The sequence below is a fragment of the Motilimonas pumila genome (genome assembly GCF_003596335.1).
In the GTDB taxonomy this organism is placed as follows: domain Bacteria; phylum Pseudomonadota; class Gammaproteobacteria; order Enterobacterales; family CBDFNC01; genus Motilimonas; species Motilimonas pumila.
The window spans coordinates 278,616-295,702 of the sequence record NZ_QZCH01000001.1; the positions used below are offsets into that span (position 1 = coordinate 278,616).

Sequence of the window (17,087 nt, forward strand, 5' to 3'; positions counted from 1 at the left end):
TTATGCTCCCTGTGACGTTCCAACTACCCCAGCACTGCTATAAGCCACTTTCTTGGCATTACTGTCTTGCTCCTTTTCTGGCACTTCAAAATCGCCACCGAAAAGCCCCTGCAAAATTTCACATTGTTTACGCAAAGAGTCCTCGTTCAATGCCTGATCAAGTTTAGTCAGCATCGCATTCAGCTTATTATAGAGCTGTGTTCCAGTGTCAATGCTACTGTTTTCAAACACATTTCTGTATGGTTGAACCGGTAACCGCACATTGACTTTGTACTTAGCATCTTCAACCCACTGGAAATAATTGGCATTCAAAATTGCTGAAACAGTGTCGCGCAGCGATTGCAAGTCACTGACTTTGCCGTCATCGCTGATAGATGGACAAAACTTGTCTTTCAGCATTAGTGTAAGTCCAATTGAAAACACTTTTTTGCCAACATTTTGGCCGAACTTTTCGTCGCGCCAGCGTTTTACGTATCTGACCAAGCGTTTAACCTGTCTGATTTTCAGGTCTGCTGATCCAATGTACTGGCTGCTGTCATTAACATGTTGTATCAGTTTTTTTGGCTCGGAAGGAGACCACACGCGGTTTTCTGCATTTGAGTTTAATTTACCCACTGCCAGTTCATACCGCTCATCTCGTTTCCGGTATATGACAATGTCGATATGCAGGTTTAAATTCATGTAGTCAGCAGTGACACAAGGCTTTTTGATTTTTGCATTTTTAAAGCCGCGCTTTTCCAAAACTTTTAGCACAAGCTTTTTAACTTCAACTGGATCATCAGGAGCACTGTCTGCATCAATAACCACTGCTCTATCGATATCAAAGTCAGCTTCAGGGTGTTTTATGCCTGTATACATGCTTAAAGAACCCTGAATAAATGTTTCTATTATTGGATAACCCGCGTTTTTAAATTCGGTTTTGAGTTCGTCCAAGATACTATTATCCTTGGCTCTGGCTTCCCGATAGGCTTCATCCTCTCTGCCGAGTTTTATCTTGTCATGAAATTTTATGAACTTGTTTTGCACAGACATACTTAGATATCTCCAGTTGAAACATTCTAAAGCTTGCCGAAAACTGGCAGACTTCTCGGTGTCGTAGCATCTAGCATCAGGTGGCTTAAATATCCCACAGCAGCGCACAGTGCTAACAGACGGATAGCTTTTTCAGTTCGGTCTTCCGGCTTCCAGTCATATACTTTCTTCAGGCCATACCCAACTAAACCCACAAAGGCCAGACTATGAAAGAACTGCCTGTGATTTGGATTTTTAAATGCAGGCTCGACAATGTCTGGCAGTTTCCCGAACAACGAACCAGCCACCGGGGCGGCCAAAAGTAGTTCGGGCTTATCTTTTATCGCTTCTTTTTCCAATAGCGCGATTGCTAATCCAGATGTAGCGCCTGTTAATGCATGTGCAAAACCATTCAATTTACTTCTCCTTTCTTACACCTTTGAACGGGCGCTTATCAGATGTTTTAACATCCATAAATTGGCCGGTGTCAGCATCTCGTTTTACCCAATGGCCACTATGGGTTTGAGTTTGCGAGCGACTTTTCACCGCACCTATGCGACGGCCATCACCAACAGGGGCATTTTTTGCCATTAGACACCTCATTAACTCTGGTTTAGATTTCAACAACTGTTAATATGCTACATCTTATAGCGAAACAGATCAACAGCTGTTAATATATAAATCAACGGAGGGATATTTTATGGCTGACAAAATTCAACAAGCCGCACTTATCAGTAAAAACATAAAACACATGCGAGAGTTACTTGGTTGGACACAGTCAAGGCTGGCTAGCGAGGCTGGGATAACAGCAGCAGCACTGAGCAAAATAGAAAAAGACGAAGGCCGAATGCCAACTATTGTTGTGCTAAGAAAGATCGCTTCGGCACTAGGTGTAAAGCCCTATGAAATAACCGGAGAAGATGCTCCGGAAGATTCAGGAGATAAAACCACTGAATTCTATCGAAAGTGGGGAGAACTTGATAAGCTGCCAGAACAGGATCAGCGTATATTACGAGAAATGATGGAACGCTTCACCAAGAAGTAAGGAGTTGGTATGGAAGAACAAAAAGGAGCAAAGGAGGCCGAATCTTTACTTGAAGATCTGGGTTTTGATCATTTACCTATAAATGTAAATCAATTTATTAATGCTATTTCGGACGAGAGCTTCCCTGTTAGCATAGAATTCTTTGCTTTTGAATCTGATCAGTTTTTAGGTAAGGCTGTAGGCAATGAAAATGGGGCAGGCATTATTATCAATAGTAATATTCCTGATTCTCGACGACTAAACTTCACTGCGGCACATGAAATAGGACATGTCTGCATGCACATCATGCAAGGCTCTTCTCAGAATTTTGCGTGTGGCAACTCTGAGATGGGTGATTACTTTAAAGATCCACTCGAACGCCAAGCGAATGGCTTTGCATCTGGATTATTAATGCCTAGGCGGTTAGTTAAGCCTTTGACTGATGGCGAAGTAAATTGGCATAACATCAAGCAAATATCTGATTTCTGCAACACATCTTTGGAAGCTGTTTTTAGAAGATTAGCATGGCTTGAGAAAGCGCCAGTAGCAATGGTAATCCACCAAAACAAGCAGTTTAAGCGTTTTGTTCCTACTGCGCATTTTGATTTTTATATTCAAAAGACCAACCTATCTACCGATCAATTAGCTTCTTGTGTAGATGTAAATTACCAAGCTTATCCAAATAAATATGATGTTGTAGATCCTATAGATTGGGTCGTACCTAAGCGTAATGGAATTCTATTAACCGAGTTATACGCCAGCTCAATTCTGTTGAAGGATGGGTTTATTTATACTTTATTAAGCTACGATGATGACTGCTTGGAAGAAGTTGAAGATTTAGATAATCTGGAAATGGAGCACTCTCAACATTTTGGTCGAAAATGAATGAAATAGATCTTTTTAAGTTTTTGACATATAGAGAACATTTTCTATCTGCTAGTTCCAAATATTCTCACTTAGCTACGAAGACAGTAACCAACGTTTTTATTAAACCATTTGGCACAACAACGAAGTGCATATTGCTACCAACATGCTGCCAGAACTCGGCCTCTTGTGCATATTTTTTTGATTTTTGGATAGCGACGCGTCCTGGTAACTGTGCTTTAGTTAGCCCTGAGCATAGCAGCTTTGTGCACAAAGCCTTCCAAGGATGCTTAGGTACACCGTCTGAAAGCCTTTCCACGAATCTTTCTAGCGCGTGACGAGTCACCACGACAGGTCCAATGTTCGGAACGTTGATGACCTCATCGATTTCTCTCACTGAAACATTATCGACGCTGTATTCTTCGAAGGAATGTGAGAGCCAATCTTCCCGTTTTTCTACCGAGATCTGTGCTTCTTGGTAACGGGTGAGCAAAAACCTAGTCAGGCTGTAAAGTGAATGCTGAGTTGAGCGTTGTTTCTGTAACTTTTTGATGGCTCCTTTACTGACTCGGATTTGAAGCCCATTGCCGCTTCGGTTAATGCCCATCACCTCTTTCACTGACAGTAGGTGGTGAATTGCATAGAGCTCAGCGGCAATTGGCTTTTGCTGCTCAGGTAGCATGTCGTATTGCTCACCTAAATCGACCTTTAGCTCACCACCTCTTCGAAGGCCGGTCTTCCAGTAAACCGTAAACTCACCATCAGTCTGCTTTGTTAACAGGGTTAATACCATCATGTTTGTTTCTCCTATTGGTTATCTATTTTTCATTCTCCATGTTTTTTCAAATATGCAAGGCGCAAAAAAAGGGGCCGAAGCCCCTTGGATCAGATATGAACTTTCGGAAAGCCCATGGCACCGTAAACATTCAGCACATCATTCCAATCCCAACTTTTCACGCCAAGTGACGTTGGTATCGGGGGGATCAACACTTGCGTCAGAATGCCTTTCTGCCAGGCTTTTTTCTTGAGTTCATTCGCTGCATTCAGGCCGGTCTCAGAGAGATCGTGGTCTGCCCAGATGTACAGCATTTTCACATTACTTGGTGGTTCAAACCTAGCCAGTAGGGTTGCATTCACAACCGACCAACATGTTTGCCCCGTAGCTCTGGTAACCGCTAAAGCTGTTTCGATGCCTTCAGAAACACCTAATACCTCACCAGGCTCACCTATAGGAATGGCACCACCAGTGATTGTTCTGTCACTGGGTATGGGCATCATCTTTTTTGGCTTTTCAACCGGCGCTTTGAATCCATCTTCACTTAGGTAGATCCGATGGAACGTGGCCGAACGCCCTTGCTGAGTAACGATTTTACCTAGCAGCGCTGGGTAGCTATCGATAAACAGACCATCTTCATCATGGTAAGGCAAGTTTGGATGAAACCTCAGCACCGAATCCCATTCAGGACGAAGCCGCGTAACAATGCCACGACGATGCAAGTAGTTCCAAACTGGTTGCGCACGAGTATCTGCAAGAGATAGCGTTTCTCCCCAGGTTTGATTCAAGCGATGGATAATCGCTTTGTCCTCTTCCTGCTTTTTAGTCTTCCAGTCAACAGCGTTACTCGGTATTACCCGAGTTGGTACTTGTCCGGGTTGAATACCTAGAACTTGACCGATTGCTTCAATAGACTGAGCAAAGTTCCATCCATTAATCCAAGACAACAGTTCAAAGCCATCATGAAAGATACCGCAGGTATTACAAACGCCCCCACCGGTATATTCAGCATCTTTGAACAGCCTAAAGCCATCACGACCGCCATGAACAGGACAAGCCACATGACGGCCTTTTCGAGCAATAGCGGCATCAAGTTCTGGCACCAAAGCCGCAAGTATTTGAAGCCATTGGCCATTAAGATATGGCCTTACTGTTTCAATCTGTAAAGGTAACGCCATATAACCTCCTTAAGTAAAAAGCCGACTATTACCACTGGTGGTAAAAGCCAGCTTGGGTCCTGCATTGAGCCGTTTGGTTAATGCAGGAACGTTAGTCAAGCTGGATACCATGTCGTCTTAATAGCCACATGATGGAATCACGAAGCACATCAGGATCGACAACCGCAGCCATTGCGCAAACACGAAAGCAAAATGGCGTTAATTCGTCATTTTGAATCCACGACAACACATCCTTGCGCAACCGAGTACTAACACGACCGTCCAGCAATACACGGATCGCATCCAATAGAATGCCTTCGCGTAACTGCCAGATTTCCGTGTCAGACCAAGTGACAGGGGCATCATCAAACTCAAATAGAAATTCGAGCTGTAATGACGTGTGTTGATGGGACTGCTTTTGTGATGAAGGAGAATGGGCAATGCGCCCATTCATTAAAGATAACCGCGTTCGGCAAGCGAAACGCAGCCCTCGGATGCGACCACGACATGGTCAAGCGTTCGAATATCAACAAGTGACAAGGCGTCACGGAGTCGATGAGTGATGCGTTTATCAGCTTCACTGGGCTCAGGATCACCCGATGGATGGTTATGAACCAGTATCACTGCTGCCGCATTAAGCTCTAGCGCACGCTTTGTTACTTCCCTTGGATACACGCTCGCCGCATCTAAAGTGCCTTTGAACAGCTCTTCAAATCGAATAACGCGATGCTTTGTATCAAGAAACAGCACGCCAAAGACTTCGTGCTCATACTCGTGCATCAGTGTTTGCAGGTATGAGAACGCCGACGATGGCTGTTCAATTTTGCGACCTTTACTCAATCGACCACGAGCAAGCTTGAGCGCCATATCTAATATATCCGCTTCGGTCACCTGCTCAGGAACGATGTAAGTACCGGCTTCTTCGCCAGCTAAGAACTTTCTGTTTTTCATAGGAGTCTCCAAAAAAAAGCGGAGACGAACCCATGCCCTGACGGAGACGGAATCGTCCCCGCAGGGTGGTAAAATTGATGTGGTTACTGAATTAACAGTTTTTGTGTTACTTCGAATAACTCACGCTTTAGATCTTTGACGTCATTAATCACAATGCTTTGAGGAAAGAATTTTTCAACACTGCGTGTTTGAATCCCGATCCCCAGCAGCTCAAAGCCACTGCGTCTGCACCGGTCAACAATGTCATGCGTGGCAGTCCAATCATCTGGGTCACCATCCGTTAGCACTATCATTAGCTTTCGCTTCTGTTTTTGCGCTAACAAACTGTTTGCCGCAAACCACATCGCTTGCGCCATAGGCGTACAACCTCGTGGTTTTTGGTCAAAACAGGCGGCCCGATGTCGAACCGATTGCTTGGGCAATAACGCGATAGAAACTTCCTGATGAATACCAGGAAAATAACTGACCGCAGGTACAACACCCGGTATGCCTTCCAGTGCCATGGCCAAAGCCAAAGCGGCTTCATTGGCAACATGAAAGTACTTTCGATTACCTTCTCCAATGGGTTTACCCATTGAACCCGATATATCGACCAGCAAGTGCACAGCAGCATTAGGCGCAATGCGAGGTTGCCTTTGAATAAACAATCTCGACTCACCTGCTTGTGAAGCGGCAAGACGATGGGTTGCAACTCGAAGACCGTGCCTCTTGGCATGATTCCGATTGTCCTGACTGGACTGAACCATACCTCTAAGTCGGGCTCGAATTTGAGCGGACTCAGACGCCGACAAGGTCAAGATGGCCTCGTCACCCAACATAGCTTGCTCTGCTTGGGGCAAACTGAGTGGAGTGACGCCCTGATGTCCTTCAGCTTGTTCCGACAACACTTCTGCCACTTGTGCAAAGGTATCGGGTTCAAACTGAGCGGCACTGGCCTCTAGGGCTTGTCGCAAATTGTCAGCTTGATCAGAGTGATCTGAATCACCTGTTTCAGCAACATCCCCCGTTGCAGACGAGTCTGTTTCTGGGGTTTGACTATCACTACTGTTATTGCTGTCATTACTCGCATCTTGTCCAATGTCATCACCGCCATCAGCATCAGACTCATCCTGTGGTGGACGAGATTCTTCTTCCAACATGGCAACGATGGCATCGACAAGTTTCAGCACTTCACCTGTAGACCCTAAGCTAGGCACTGCTGTCAGCATGGCGCTTAACCGGCTCATCGCTGCGGCAGGAAAGAGTTGTCTCACTCTTTCATCAACTGCTTGATACAAAGGCGTCAGCGCTTTCTGGCCCAGAAAATGGCATCTCAAGCGGAACAACAACCAGGCTTGCAAGTTAGATGCAGGCTCAAGCTGTTCAGGTACACACATTTGCTGAGTGTCTACCATGTACTCAATCACTTGCGAAATACTGCGCCGGGTTCCGGGGTAATCCTTTGCCAATTCGTTTTCAATGCGAACGTCCTCAATGATATTGAGAAGTGCCTTACGGATCGGTTTGGACGACGCCTTCTGCACCATGTCAAAATTGGTATGCCGAATATGCGCCGCTTCATGAGCCAGATAACCCCAAGCTATCTGTTGATAGTGTGGGTCGTCTGGGTTTGCTGTTGGGATCACAATCCGCTCACCATCGGTAAACGCATCTTGTCCTTGAATAAGCACCTTCACACCAAACTTTTCGCCATAAGCGGCGGCAACGATTGGCAGTGCATTTTTTAATTGATGATTCATGGGAGTCTCCTAATCATTAGGGGGAATACTCCCTCAGCGGGAGCGTTTCCCCGCTGGGAATATGGATGTTTAAACCTGTGCTTTTAGCTTATCCAGGTCGTATTTTTGACCTAACCAAGCCACCAATTGAGCTGGACTCTCGTGCTGCTCAAATGACGTTTTAAGCTGGTCTAAACTCAGGATGTCATCCAATGTCAGACCGTACTGATCTTGTAACTGAGTAGACACCTCGTGTTGATATTGCAGCCAGTCCCGCTCAAAAGCGGTTTGCTGCAATGCCATGTTTGGAACAAACACCATGGCCGTTACCCAAGCTCCTTGTGCGTCCGCATCTGCGATCAGCACAGGGTTCTTTGGGATCACGACACTATGTGTTGAGTACGACCGTTGTACTAACGTTCGACAACACGCCACTTCTGGTATCGATTCACTTTCAACCGCATCAGTCACACCACGAAAATGTGCTTCAAACTGCTTCAGTTGGCTGGGGTTATGGATGGTTGATTGCATAATTTCCTCTTACATAGTTCAGAGGACATGCGCCCTTCAGGGCAACATGCCCTCAAGGACGTTAAAAATAAAATGAGTTTGGTACAGTCGAACCAAGGTTTGGTCTGACGGTTGGTTGTGGTATTGCACGTAAGTTATCTGGCTGAGCAGATACTGGCTGTGCGGGTTTAGGTTCAGGTTTGGGCATCAGTTGTCTGATATCCAATTGACCTTCACCGTGCATTCTCATCTTGTCTGGATCAGACAAAATTAAAATGGTCGCCATCAGTTCGTGATAGAGATTGTCTGTCACAGGGCCGGTCTTCGGCAGACGAACAAATAAATTGTCCATCGCTTCGACCATCGGCTGGACTCGATGATCCAGGAATGACAAACCATCCAACTTGTCTCTTAACCGCTTCAGAGGATTAAGGGCTCGCTGGCTGATTTGATTCTTACCTGCAACGGAACGCTCAAACAGTTCATTGGCATCACGAGCCACCTCCCTAAAGAGGGTGTGTCCCATGCCATTGACCTTGTCATCTAAGCCACCAGCTTGTTCAGCCGGTTGCATTCGATAGATGGCATAATCGAACTGAAGCCGTTGTTCCACATCTTCAATGGGTGACAGCGCACGCCGGATTGCATCTGCAAATTCCGGGTGTTTTGCAACCCAGTCAAACGTCACCTGATCATAGTTGTCCAAGAACAACTGCTTGCACTGCGCAAACTCCTGACCGATCCGGTCAAGCTCTGGAACAATCTGATCAATTCGGTCCTCAGGGACGGCATAGCCACCTAAAAACCGCACACCGACTTGCTCACACAAGCGCTGCGCTTCTTTCTTAAGCCTTTCAAAGTTCGCCAATGCCTCAGGGTCGCAAATTTTTTTACTCCCTAAGCTGGCAACATCCTTCGGTGGAAGTTGGCTGCCATTGGCTAGTCTGAAATCTTCAGGCCTTAGTTTTTTTCTACCGCTCCAGATGGAACAGTCGATGTGACAAATCAAAAGTTTGTCGAGGGTTTGAATACTCATAGTGCATCCTCATGCGAGATGGGGACGCACCACTCCCAACAGGAGCAATGGCCCCCGTTTGGGTGGTAGTAGTTGACGCGCTAATGGCAATACCACTATCAGAAATAGTAATTTTGCGAATCAGGCGACGATTGGTTGAGATCGATTTTCGCAGGCATTAAGTCCAGTGCTTCAGCTATCGGGCGAACCCGCTCTAAATCACTGCCTAGCAACCGCAATACATCTTTTTCCAACTTCAGTTGGTCTGATACTTCTATCCCTTCAGGACTCGCTACTGTGAGCGAACACAGAGGTGGTAATTGACGCTTAAAGGCCAGTAACAGCAACAATGGCCACGGGCCATCATCCGTGTTAACAATGCCAGCGCCTTCACCTGACACCATGCTGATTTGATTGGTACTAGGTAATCCGCTTTTGCAAAACCCTAATGACCATTCTCCAATCCTGACCTGGTTATCATCAATAACAGCCAAGCCATAGGCTTCAAGCAGCTTTGCCATATCGAATAACGCTTTTTGCGCCAGCGAAATTTGGCCATTGACGTCCTTGCGAGTACGAAACTCCCAACTGACGTTATTGGCGCACGCGACGCTATCTAGCGCATTTGAGAGTTCAAATGGCCGCCCTTGATGATCAATACCGACATGTCCAACAAATCGGTAACCCTTGTTGATTTTCTCATTGATTCGTCGGTCTGCTTCAGCGTTAGGAGCAGTCGAGTCAATCAATCGCTGCTGCGACAATTGACCGGCTTTTCCAAACCGAACTTCAATCTCCTGGTTATCTGATCCAACATAAATGGCCCATTCTTTGGCTGTCCCATCAGAATGACTGTAACGGTAAAGAGCAAAGCACTTTTCCATCATCAATCCTCCCAATGGTCACCGAAGACATCAGCGGCAATACGGTGAATGGCTTCTCGTTGCTCCAACTCAGCACGAGCCGTCAAAGACCGAACCAGTGCATACTCCACTGCGTTAGGAGCACCTTTAAAAGCAAGTGTTAACTTTGCCCAGCGCACCAAGGTCCGAGTGGACATGGTGATACTAAGCTCCGCACCGCCATCCGCGCCCCCAATAAAAAGGCGACGAATGTCACCAGCCACCTTCACCATTTTTTGGCGAAAGACTTCTGGCAAGCCCGGCGCAACGTTCTCCAGAATGGCTTCCTCTACAGATGGCTCTGCATAGGTCGCTTCAATGATTCTAAAGCGATCAAGGAAAGCCAAATTCTGTTGAAGCACGCCTTGATACAAGCCCGTTTGATCACCGCTGCCCGCACTGTTGCCGGTTGCGATAAAACGAAACTTGTTATGTGGCATGATGATCTCACCGCCATTTTGTGCGATGACCAACGGGGCACCTTCCAAAATGTCATTGAGCCCAGCCAGTTCAGCAGGCTCAGCAAGATCCATTTCATTAATGATCAGCAAATGGCCATGCTTTACAGCCAGTGCCAGCGGTCCATACACAAAGGTCATGTTGCCATTAACCAGCGTGTGGTGACCGATAAGATCGGACAACTCCAATCGACCGTGCGCAGTAATTTGCTGAACAGGCCAATTCAATCGAGAAGCAACTTGGCAAATTAGCGAGGTCTTACCGCATCCAGTGGGGCCTGTAATATACAAACCGTCACCGTCTGGGTTAGACAAAAACGCCAATACGTCACGTAAGTCTTCTTTTCTAAAAACATACTCGTCCTTGCGAACGGGAATGTTTGGATGGGTAGTGTCGGCACTAAATCCTTCCAGAACGAAAGCATCAGGAGCCGGGACATTAAACGCTTGATTCAGTTGAACCAAAAATGGAGATTGTTCAGTCATGGTAAACCTCATCTGTTTTGACGAGGCCCCATGCCCCAACAGGGAATGAAGTCCCCGTCGGGTGGTGTGTTGATTGTGGTATGGCTGTGTATGTAAGAGTTCAGCTCGCTCTATCATTCGTACCCAGCATTGGCTACGAGTGAAACTGCTTTCTGATGCACTCGATGTAAGCGCATGAGAAAGGAGCCGAAATCGGCTCCAAGTGAACGTTAAAAATAAAATGAGCTCGGCGAGTCACCTGGCAGAACCAAGTTCTCTTGCTCAAGGCTGATTTTGATTGGTGTTTCAACGGGCTGATCTGGCTTATTGGTGCTGATGCGCAACCGCTCTTGTGGCGCTTTTCGGTAAGCGGCTAAAACCTGTTCATCCAGCTCGCCTAACTTATCGGTGGCCAATTGCTTATAGTCCACCGTGCCCGCCATCATGTAGCGGCTGAGTTTGACCCCAGCATAATCCGCATGAGCGTAGTTACCCATCATGGCGACCAATTTTGACTGAGCGTCTCGCATTTCCTCTTTCAAAGATTTAATGTGATTTTCCAGTCGGACCACTTCGGCATGTGCTGAGCAATACTGTCGAGACAGCGATGTCCAACGGTATTGGGCTTCACCCTTGGGAACAAAACAATCTTGCTCAGGGCATTTTGACGGTTCTTTTTTGGTCTGTACTAACTCCCAAAACTGTAGCGCTGTTTCTTGCAACTCAGTTAAGAACGCCGCGTCTCGTTGTATTTCAAACTCAATCAGTTGATCCTCAAAATAGAATACCAACCAACCACGCGTGCTATTGGCGACCAGTATTTGATGCTGTACTTGTACCCAATACAACTGGTACGCCTCGCTTTGTTCTCGGTGAGCTTGCACATCCTCAAAAACTGACTGGCAAGGACATTTCAGTTCAACGGGTTCGCCCGCATCGTTGATGCCATCAAAGCTGGCTCGAAAGATTGCGTTATGATCGGCTTCTGCACATAACGGCAGAAGAAAGTCATTATGCGCATTCTCAAATGCTCGCCTTGCTTGAGGCTCCAACCGTATACCGCGAAGCACATTTGGATTATTCGACAGGTCTTCCGGTAATACGAATCCAGTTTTTTCTGCCCATAATCGCCAAGGTGTTTTGTAGGGTGAACGCCCCATAATAATTGGGGCTTCAGATGCCGTAACCCCTGCAATGCGCCACTGGTGCCATGCAGGAGTACGTTGTGATAGGTCGATAACCTTCATATTGTCTCCTTTGAGGGGGAGACTCCCCCGAAGGAGAGAACTCCCCTTCAGGGTTAAGTGGTTACTTTGCAGCTTGTGCTAACGCTGTTTGGTGCTGAACAACACTTGCTTGAACCGAATCAATTGCCGCTTTACCGGCTTGAATCGAACCTACGACAAGGGCAACAACCAATACCAAGCGAAAAAGTGAGGCTGATTTAGTCATGGAAGATCTCCAAAAAAAAGACGAGACCTTCCCCCTGACGGGAGAATAATCCCGCCAGGGTTAGTAAAATGAATGCGTGGCGCTAAGAAGCTAAAGGCTGTGTGAGCGCTTTGGCTGCTTGTTGTTGTGCATTAAATATTTCTTGTTTCGCAAACGTCAGTTCAACACCCTGAAAATGTTCATTGGCATATTCCAATGCACTATTCCAAGCGTTTGAAGCTTCTGCCCGCTCGATAAGCTTGTAAACAAGCCCTCGGGTTCGATCATCAACTTGCTCGGGTGGAATCACTGATGGCTCAACAACGTGTGTTGCTTGGCCTTCGATAATTCGCTCCGCTTCGTCTTGATCGAAAATTCCCACAAAGCCAAACGCAATGCGGGAACACTGGATCATGGATTTATGTCTTAGCATTCGCTTAGTGTGCGTCTGCCATGGACCATCTACACGATAAGGGCCATTTTTGCCGTTACCTTCAAAAGGCGGTCGATAGACTTCATCCAGATACTCAGTGATTTTGACTGGGTGCGAACGGTCGCGCCGATAGATGATGCATTCCATCCATTCAGGGCATTCTTTCGCGCCATCCAGTGAGACTTTGTTTTCTGAAGTCTTAAACTCCATGCCATCAAACTGGTCGTGTTGATTGATGATGCGAGACCATCCATCGACACCTACCACTGGAATAATTCCAGCTTGCTTATCAGGGAACGCAAAAATCTCTTTGGTGAAAGGGTTCAAGCCGTACTGATCTGCAACCACCAAGAGCGCCATCATCTGCTCATTGGTCGGTGCACTACCGTCACGTTGCTTGAATGCTGTTGCTTTTAGGGTATCGAACAACTTGTTTGGATCGACACTAAAGCGCTCAGCAAAGCGTTGGATTAGCTTTGGTTTTTCCATTGTGGACTCCGACAATCAAAGTGGGAGTCTGACCCTGACGGGAAAGTACTCCCGGCTGGGTTAAAGCGTTTTCGCTCGGTTAAAAATCTGGTTCAGGATAAGTTTGTGCCCAATTAGTTTGGGAGCCTGCATCATCCGCCGGTGATGGCTCAGATGCTTTGTTCACATTATCAAGAAGCAGAAACTCGTCCGCGTCCACTTCGGTCAATCGATGCTTAATGCCATCTTTCTCCCATGAGCGCGTGCGCTGAGGCCCTTGAACAAAAAGCTTCGCTCCTTTTTGGATTAAATCTTTTGCCCTGAGCCCTAACTTAAATCCACCACGATCTCGAAAAACGACCCGATGCCATTCCGTATGCTCTTTGAGCTCATTGGATTGACGGTCGCGCCATTTCTCAGAAGTGGCCAGCGAAATGCTGGTCACCAAATCACCTGATGGATAGGCTCGCGTCTCTGGCTCAGCGCCAACGTAGCCTATGAGTGTTACTTGGTTTTTCATGATGTTCTCCTCGTCTTAGTTGAACTCTGTGCACACAGTCGTTTCTGCCCGGTTAGGCAAAGAAGACTGACGGCGCAGATAGGTTGGTATTTCGAGTAAAGCCATGTCGTACTGATGTGGCTCTTTGTAAAACGCAGGTGTCAAACGGGGCATACCAGGAGCTTTAGGCACCGCCATTGGACGACGTTTTGGTGTTGGTGTGAGCAATCGCTTGATTTGAGTAAGTACAAATCGAAACGGGCGCACGCTTTGACGAGCAACCAATCGCAAAAGCGACCAGCTCAGTTTTGCAAGCAACATAATGCCTGTGACTTGGATAATAAATCCGAAGATATATTCCATTGGTGACTCCTTAATTAGGTTGTGAAGGAGTCACCCCCAACTGGGGAAAACTCCCCCAGTTGGGTGGTGAAAAGGCGAACCGCAAGGAACGCATGGTTGAGCATGTAAAAACATGCAGGCTATTTGTTTAAGGAGGCTAGCTACCTCTTAGTACCACTGAGAAAACTCAGCGGAGGGCTTCCTTTGAGCTCATGCTCTTAGGCGCAGATATCACTGAAACAGATCAGCAATATTTGATAGTCAGTGTAACCGTCTTATCCAGACAGGATAGTTAGAAAGATGCTCAATTCTTCCACCTAGCTGAAAGGCCATTACCTCACAGAGGATTAGGCTAGGGACTGATTATTGTCATATCAGGAGCAAACTTATGGCCCAAGCAAAACCCAATTACTCAAAACCCATCTTTGAACAATCATTCACAATTAACAGCTTACAGGCGCAACGTGTCGTTGACCGTGTTTTTAGACGGACGGTAAGTGCGCTTTACGGAATCGATGTCATCCTGCGCATCATTGGCGATGAGAACGAAATTGATGAAGTGGAACAGATCATTAGCCAGTTGATCGAAGATTGCGCTAAGGCGGTAGACAGCGAACAAGCTCGTTTGGACAAACTGATGGAGTCCAACGGCATCGATGAAGTACCTGACTACACCGACCCAATTACCTTCAACGCCAAAATAAGCTCGCCCCAAGTTGGCCAGTTTGTTGGCTTAGTGCGCAAACTCGATGCGTTGATGATCTCAATGGACACACTCTGGCTGTCTAGCGTGCTTAGCAACAAGCAACGTGTTGATGGTAACTACGCATGGCAACAGCGCATCATCAAACTGGCTCGACGCATTATTGATATCGAAATTCGAGCTCGAAAATCAGCCCAAGCGAAGGGTAAAGAAGCAGAGGTTGAACAAGCGGCGCCTTCAACCGATGACGATATCACTGAAGAGGAAACAGATACCCCCGCCAACTAGCCAGCTAGGCTCCCATCACACAGCCCCTCTCGAAGGGGCTATTGAAATTTAGTGTTGTGGATTTTGAAACACAGTTTTGGACATAAATGAGTCGCGGTTTCGCCTAATTAGCAGTTAACAATTTAGCAACGGTATCACAAAAAACCAAATGGGGTGGCCAAATTCACTATGACACTACACTTGGTGGAATCACATACTCCTGAACACCAGCGGCTTCCAACAATGCATAGAAGTCTGCGACATTCGCTCTTTGTCCTCTTTGCTGACAATAGGAAAATATTGCTCTTTGTTTTGCACGAGACAGTGCTACAAAAAATGTCGATAACCCTTCGGAATCGCCAGGTCGATAGGACCACCAAGCATTATCATCGATCCCCATGAAAATAGTTGTATCGAATTCCAGTCCCTTGCTTTTATGGATAGTCATCAGAGGAATCTGATTTGTACCTTCAAATTCTTCCAGGAAATTTTCCCAGGAACTCTGGGTATCAACACAGTTTGTAAAAAACTCTTCAAGCGCTGTCAGATTAATTTCAAGCAGATCTCCAGTAGCATAACGAGCGAATGTTTTCCGAAGATCATTCAAATCAATAAAGGTAATAATTCGTTCAAAAACGAGACGAGCATTGTCTGGTGTAAGCGATTGTCGCATCAACTCCTTGAGTTCAGAAATAAATAATGCTAATCGGCGTTCAACCTGTCTCAGTGCTTTGTCATCTTCTGGTGTTGTGTTACGAAGCAGCTGTACATCTGCTGATAATTGATTCCAAACTTGCGCATTTCGATGCCCAAGTCCCAGCCTTAGAAGATTAGTAAACAAAATAGTCAGCTCCTCAGCAAGTAAATCCTGAAGAGTAGTTTTACCTATTTTTACACTTTCATTTCTCAAGCGAAGCCCGTACTGAGTTAAATATGAAGACAGCTGCTCTTCGTAATCCTCAGGTCTTTGACGCACCAGAACGGAATAGTCCCTTGGATTCAATGATCTGCTTCGCATGTCACTCGCAATCCACTGCGCCAAGTAACTGGCCTCATGATCTACGTTACGACTAAAACAAATCCAAGCTGCATCACCAGAGACCTGACTGTGGTTACTTGTTTGAACCTCTCTAACCTCATGGTCAATAGCTTGTGCAATAACATGTTGTATCCTGACCAGTTCAGGAGAAGAGCGGTGATTAAGCAACAGCGAATATCGTTGTGCCGAAAAATCGGCCTCAAACTGATGAAACGCATCACCTCGGGCTCCTGCCCAACCCATGATCCTCTGCTTATAATCCCCCACAACCGTTACAGTTGTTTCACTATAACCGAAGGCTGACAACAGGAAATCATATTGACCATAAGTCGTATCTTGGAATTCATCCACAAAGACATATGGATACGTTGCTCTCAGAGCTCGCCGCACATGGTCATTGGTACGAATTATATATTCAGCCAGCCGATTTATTGTCATAAATGTCAGCTGTGATGGCTCTTCATCTCCGCAACTTACTTGTTCGGATAACCAATTATCATAAAGAGTCCGTTCCCCTATGTCGTTCGAAGCTAGACCAAGTCTCCTTGAGCCAACAAATGTAGACTCAAAAGTTATTGGGTTTATTCTGGCTATAGCATTCAACAATCCAGAGATATGACTATTTTTTTGCCGCTCTCTACCTAAAAAACAGGTTATCTGCTGGCGAGTTGCAAAAGTGACATCATATGGTTTTGTTGGTCTCCATTGTGGTGGCAACGCCATACGAAAACGGTCAACTATATTTTTAGAAAAAGCGTCGAAAGTCATCGAAACAAATCGACTACCTAGCTCTTCTGGACACCGTTTTTCCACCCTATCTGCGAGAATTTTTGCAGCGTCGGTCTTGAATGATATGGCTAGAATTTTCTTGTTTGGTGGGCATAGGCCTGTCTCAAGTAGATATGCAGCCTTTTGCGCTAAAAACTCTGTCTTTCCCGCTCCAGGTCCAGCTATGACGCTTATGGATTCTCTTCGCCTTAGTGCTTGCCATGCATTTGGCTCAAGATCATCGATCCCCTGGGGCTGCCAGTGCTCAGATTGAATAAACTTCACTT

The 17,087-nt window shown here is 46.2% G+C and carries 21 protein-coding genes; 3 read left to right on the top strand and 18 right to left on the bottom strand.

From position 1 onward, the window contains the following. The 3 genes from D1Z90_RS01295 to D1Z90_RS21460 are packed head-to-tail and all read right to left on the bottom strand — an operon-like array spanning position 1 to position 1,602. Entirely contained in the window at positions 1–1,032 is a 1,032-nt protein-coding gene (locus D1Z90_RS01295; protein ID WP_119908939.1) for a nucleotidyltransferase domain-containing protein, read from the bottom strand. A gap of 26 nt (positions 1,033–1,058) precedes the next feature. Continuing rightward, positions 1,059–1,427, bottom strand: coding sequence for a metal-dependent hydrolase (locus D1Z90_RS01300; protein WP_119908940.1), 369 nt, complete (start codon positions 1,425–1,427; stop codon positions 1,059–1,061). A 1-nt stretch (position 1,428) separates the two neighbouring features. Further along, the gene (locus D1Z90_RS21460; protein WP_193239125.1) at positions 1,429–1,602 is read right to left on the bottom strand and encodes a hypothetical protein; all 174 of its coding nucleotides are present in this window, start codon (positions 1,600–1,602) and stop codon (positions 1,429–1,431) included. Between the two features lie 109 nt (positions 1,603–1,711). Here D1Z90_RS21460 and D1Z90_RS01305 point away from each other — a divergent pair, with 109 nt between their 5' ends. Together D1Z90_RS01305 and D1Z90_RS01310 are read left to right on the top strand one after the other, a co-directional pair. After that, the gene (locus D1Z90_RS01305) at positions 1,712–2,056 is read left to right on the top strand and encodes a helix-turn-helix domain-containing protein (RefSeq protein WP_119908941.1); all 345 of its coding nucleotides are present in this window, start codon (positions 1,712–1,714) and stop codon (positions 2,054–2,056) included. 9 nt (positions 2,057–2,065) lie between these two features. After that, the gene (locus D1Z90_RS01310; RefSeq protein WP_119908942.1) at positions 2,066–2,920 is read left to right on the top strand and encodes an ImmA/IrrE family metallo-endopeptidase; all 855 of its coding nucleotides are present in this window, start codon (positions 2,066–2,068) and stop codon (positions 2,918–2,920) included. 67 nt (positions 2,921–2,987) lie between these two features. Here D1Z90_RS01310 and D1Z90_RS01315 read toward each other — a convergent pair whose 3' ends face one another. From D1Z90_RS01315 to D1Z90_RS01375, 14 genes are all read right to left on the bottom strand, one after another. Then, entirely contained in the window at positions 2,988–3,695 is a 708-nt protein-coding gene (locus D1Z90_RS01315; protein WP_119908943.1) for a hypothetical protein, read from the bottom strand. Positions 3,696–3,784: 89 nt separating this feature from the next. Continuing rightward, positions 3,785–4,852, bottom strand: coding sequence for a DUF7146 domain-containing protein (locus D1Z90_RS01320; protein ID WP_119908944.1), 1,068 nt, complete (start codon positions 4,850–4,852; stop codon positions 3,785–3,787). A 91-nt stretch (positions 4,853–4,943) separates the two neighbouring features. Then, positions 4,944–5,285, bottom strand: a complete 342-nt coding sequence (locus tag D1Z90_RS01325) for a plasmid-related protein (RefSeq protein ID WP_119788454.1) — start codon at positions 5,283–5,285, stop codon at positions 4,944–4,946. Beyond that, positions 5,285–5,782: a RadC family protein gene (gene radC, locus D1Z90_RS01330; protein WP_000797298.1), complete on the bottom strand. Its 498-nt coding sequence runs from the start codon at positions 5,780–5,782 to the stop codon at positions 5,285–5,287. The genes D1Z90_RS01325 and radC overlap by 1 nt, the downstream gene beginning before the upstream one ends. 83 nt (positions 5,783–5,865) lie before the next feature. After that, entirely contained in the window at positions 5,866–7,521 is a 1,656-nt protein-coding gene (locus D1Z90_RS01335; protein ID WP_119908945.1) for a VWA domain-containing protein, read from the bottom strand. Positions 7,522–7,590: 69 nt separating this feature from the next. Next, entirely contained in the window at positions 7,591–8,031 is a 441-nt protein-coding gene (locus D1Z90_RS01340) for a hypothetical protein (RefSeq protein ID WP_119908946.1), read from the bottom strand. 61 nt (positions 8,032–8,092) lie between these two features. Then, positions 8,093–9,046, bottom strand: coding sequence for a DUF3150 domain-containing protein (locus D1Z90_RS01345; RefSeq protein ID WP_085627050.1), 954 nt, complete (start codon positions 9,044–9,046; stop codon positions 8,093–8,095). Positions 9,047–9,144: 98 nt separating this feature from the next. After that, positions 9,145–9,909 carry a hypothetical protein gene (locus D1Z90_RS01350; RefSeq protein ID WP_438941734.1) on the bottom strand — a complete coding sequence of 255 codons (765 nt, stop codon included), beginning with the start codon at positions 9,907–9,909 and terminating at the stop codon, positions 9,145–9,147. A 2-nt stretch (positions 9,910–9,911) separates the two neighbouring features. Then, positions 9,912–10,871 carry an AAA family ATPase gene (locus D1Z90_RS01355; protein WP_119908948.1) on the bottom strand — a complete coding sequence of 320 codons (960 nt, stop codon included), beginning with the start codon at positions 10,869–10,871 and terminating at the stop codon, positions 9,912–9,914. Between the two features lie 209 nt (positions 10,872–11,080). Continuing rightward, positions 11,081–12,097 (bottom strand): YqaJ viral recombinase family nuclease, encoded by a 1,017-nt coding sequence (locus D1Z90_RS01360; RefSeq protein ID WP_119908949.1) that lies wholly within the window; start codon positions 12,095–12,097, stop codon positions 11,081–11,083. A 61-nt stretch (positions 12,098–12,158) separates the two neighbouring features. Beyond that, entirely contained in the window at positions 12,159–12,302 is a 144-nt protein-coding gene (locus D1Z90_RS21465; protein ID WP_000167275.1) for a hypothetical protein, read from the bottom strand. Between the two features lie 82 nt (positions 12,303–12,384). After that, the gene (bet, locus tag D1Z90_RS01365; protein WP_000414662.1) at positions 12,385–13,203 is read right to left on the bottom strand and encodes a phage recombination protein Bet; all 819 of its coding nucleotides are present in this window, start codon (positions 13,201–13,203) and stop codon (positions 12,385–12,387) included. 79 nt (positions 13,204–13,282) lie between these two features. Further along, positions 13,283–13,702: a single-stranded DNA-binding protein gene (locus D1Z90_RS01370; RefSeq protein WP_119908950.1), complete on the bottom strand. Its 420-nt coding sequence runs from the start codon at positions 13,700–13,702 to the stop codon at positions 13,283–13,285. Positions 13,703–13,717: 15 nt separating this feature from the next. After that, complete coding sequence (locus D1Z90_RS01375; protein ID WP_119908951.1) at positions 13,718–14,044, bottom strand: plasmid-related protein; 327 nt, start codon at positions 14,042–14,044, stop codon at positions 13,718–13,720. A 367-nt stretch (positions 14,045–14,411) separates the two neighbouring features. On the opposite strand from D1Z90_RS01375, the gene D1Z90_RS01380 reads away from it, so the two are divergent. Further along, on the top strand, positions 14,412–15,014 hold the full coding sequence (locus D1Z90_RS01380; protein ID WP_119908952.1) for a hypothetical protein: 603 nt from the start codon (positions 14,412–14,414) through the stop codon (positions 15,012–15,014). Between the two features lie 166 nt (positions 15,015–15,180). On the opposite strand, the gene D1Z90_RS01385 is transcribed toward D1Z90_RS01380, so the two are convergent. After that, the gene (locus D1Z90_RS01385) at positions 15,181–17,085 is read right to left on the bottom strand and encodes a UvrD-helicase domain-containing protein (protein ID WP_119908953.1); all 1,905 of its coding nucleotides are present in this window, start codon (positions 17,083–17,085) and stop codon (positions 15,181–15,183) included. Positions 17,086–17,087: the final 2 nt, after the last annotated feature.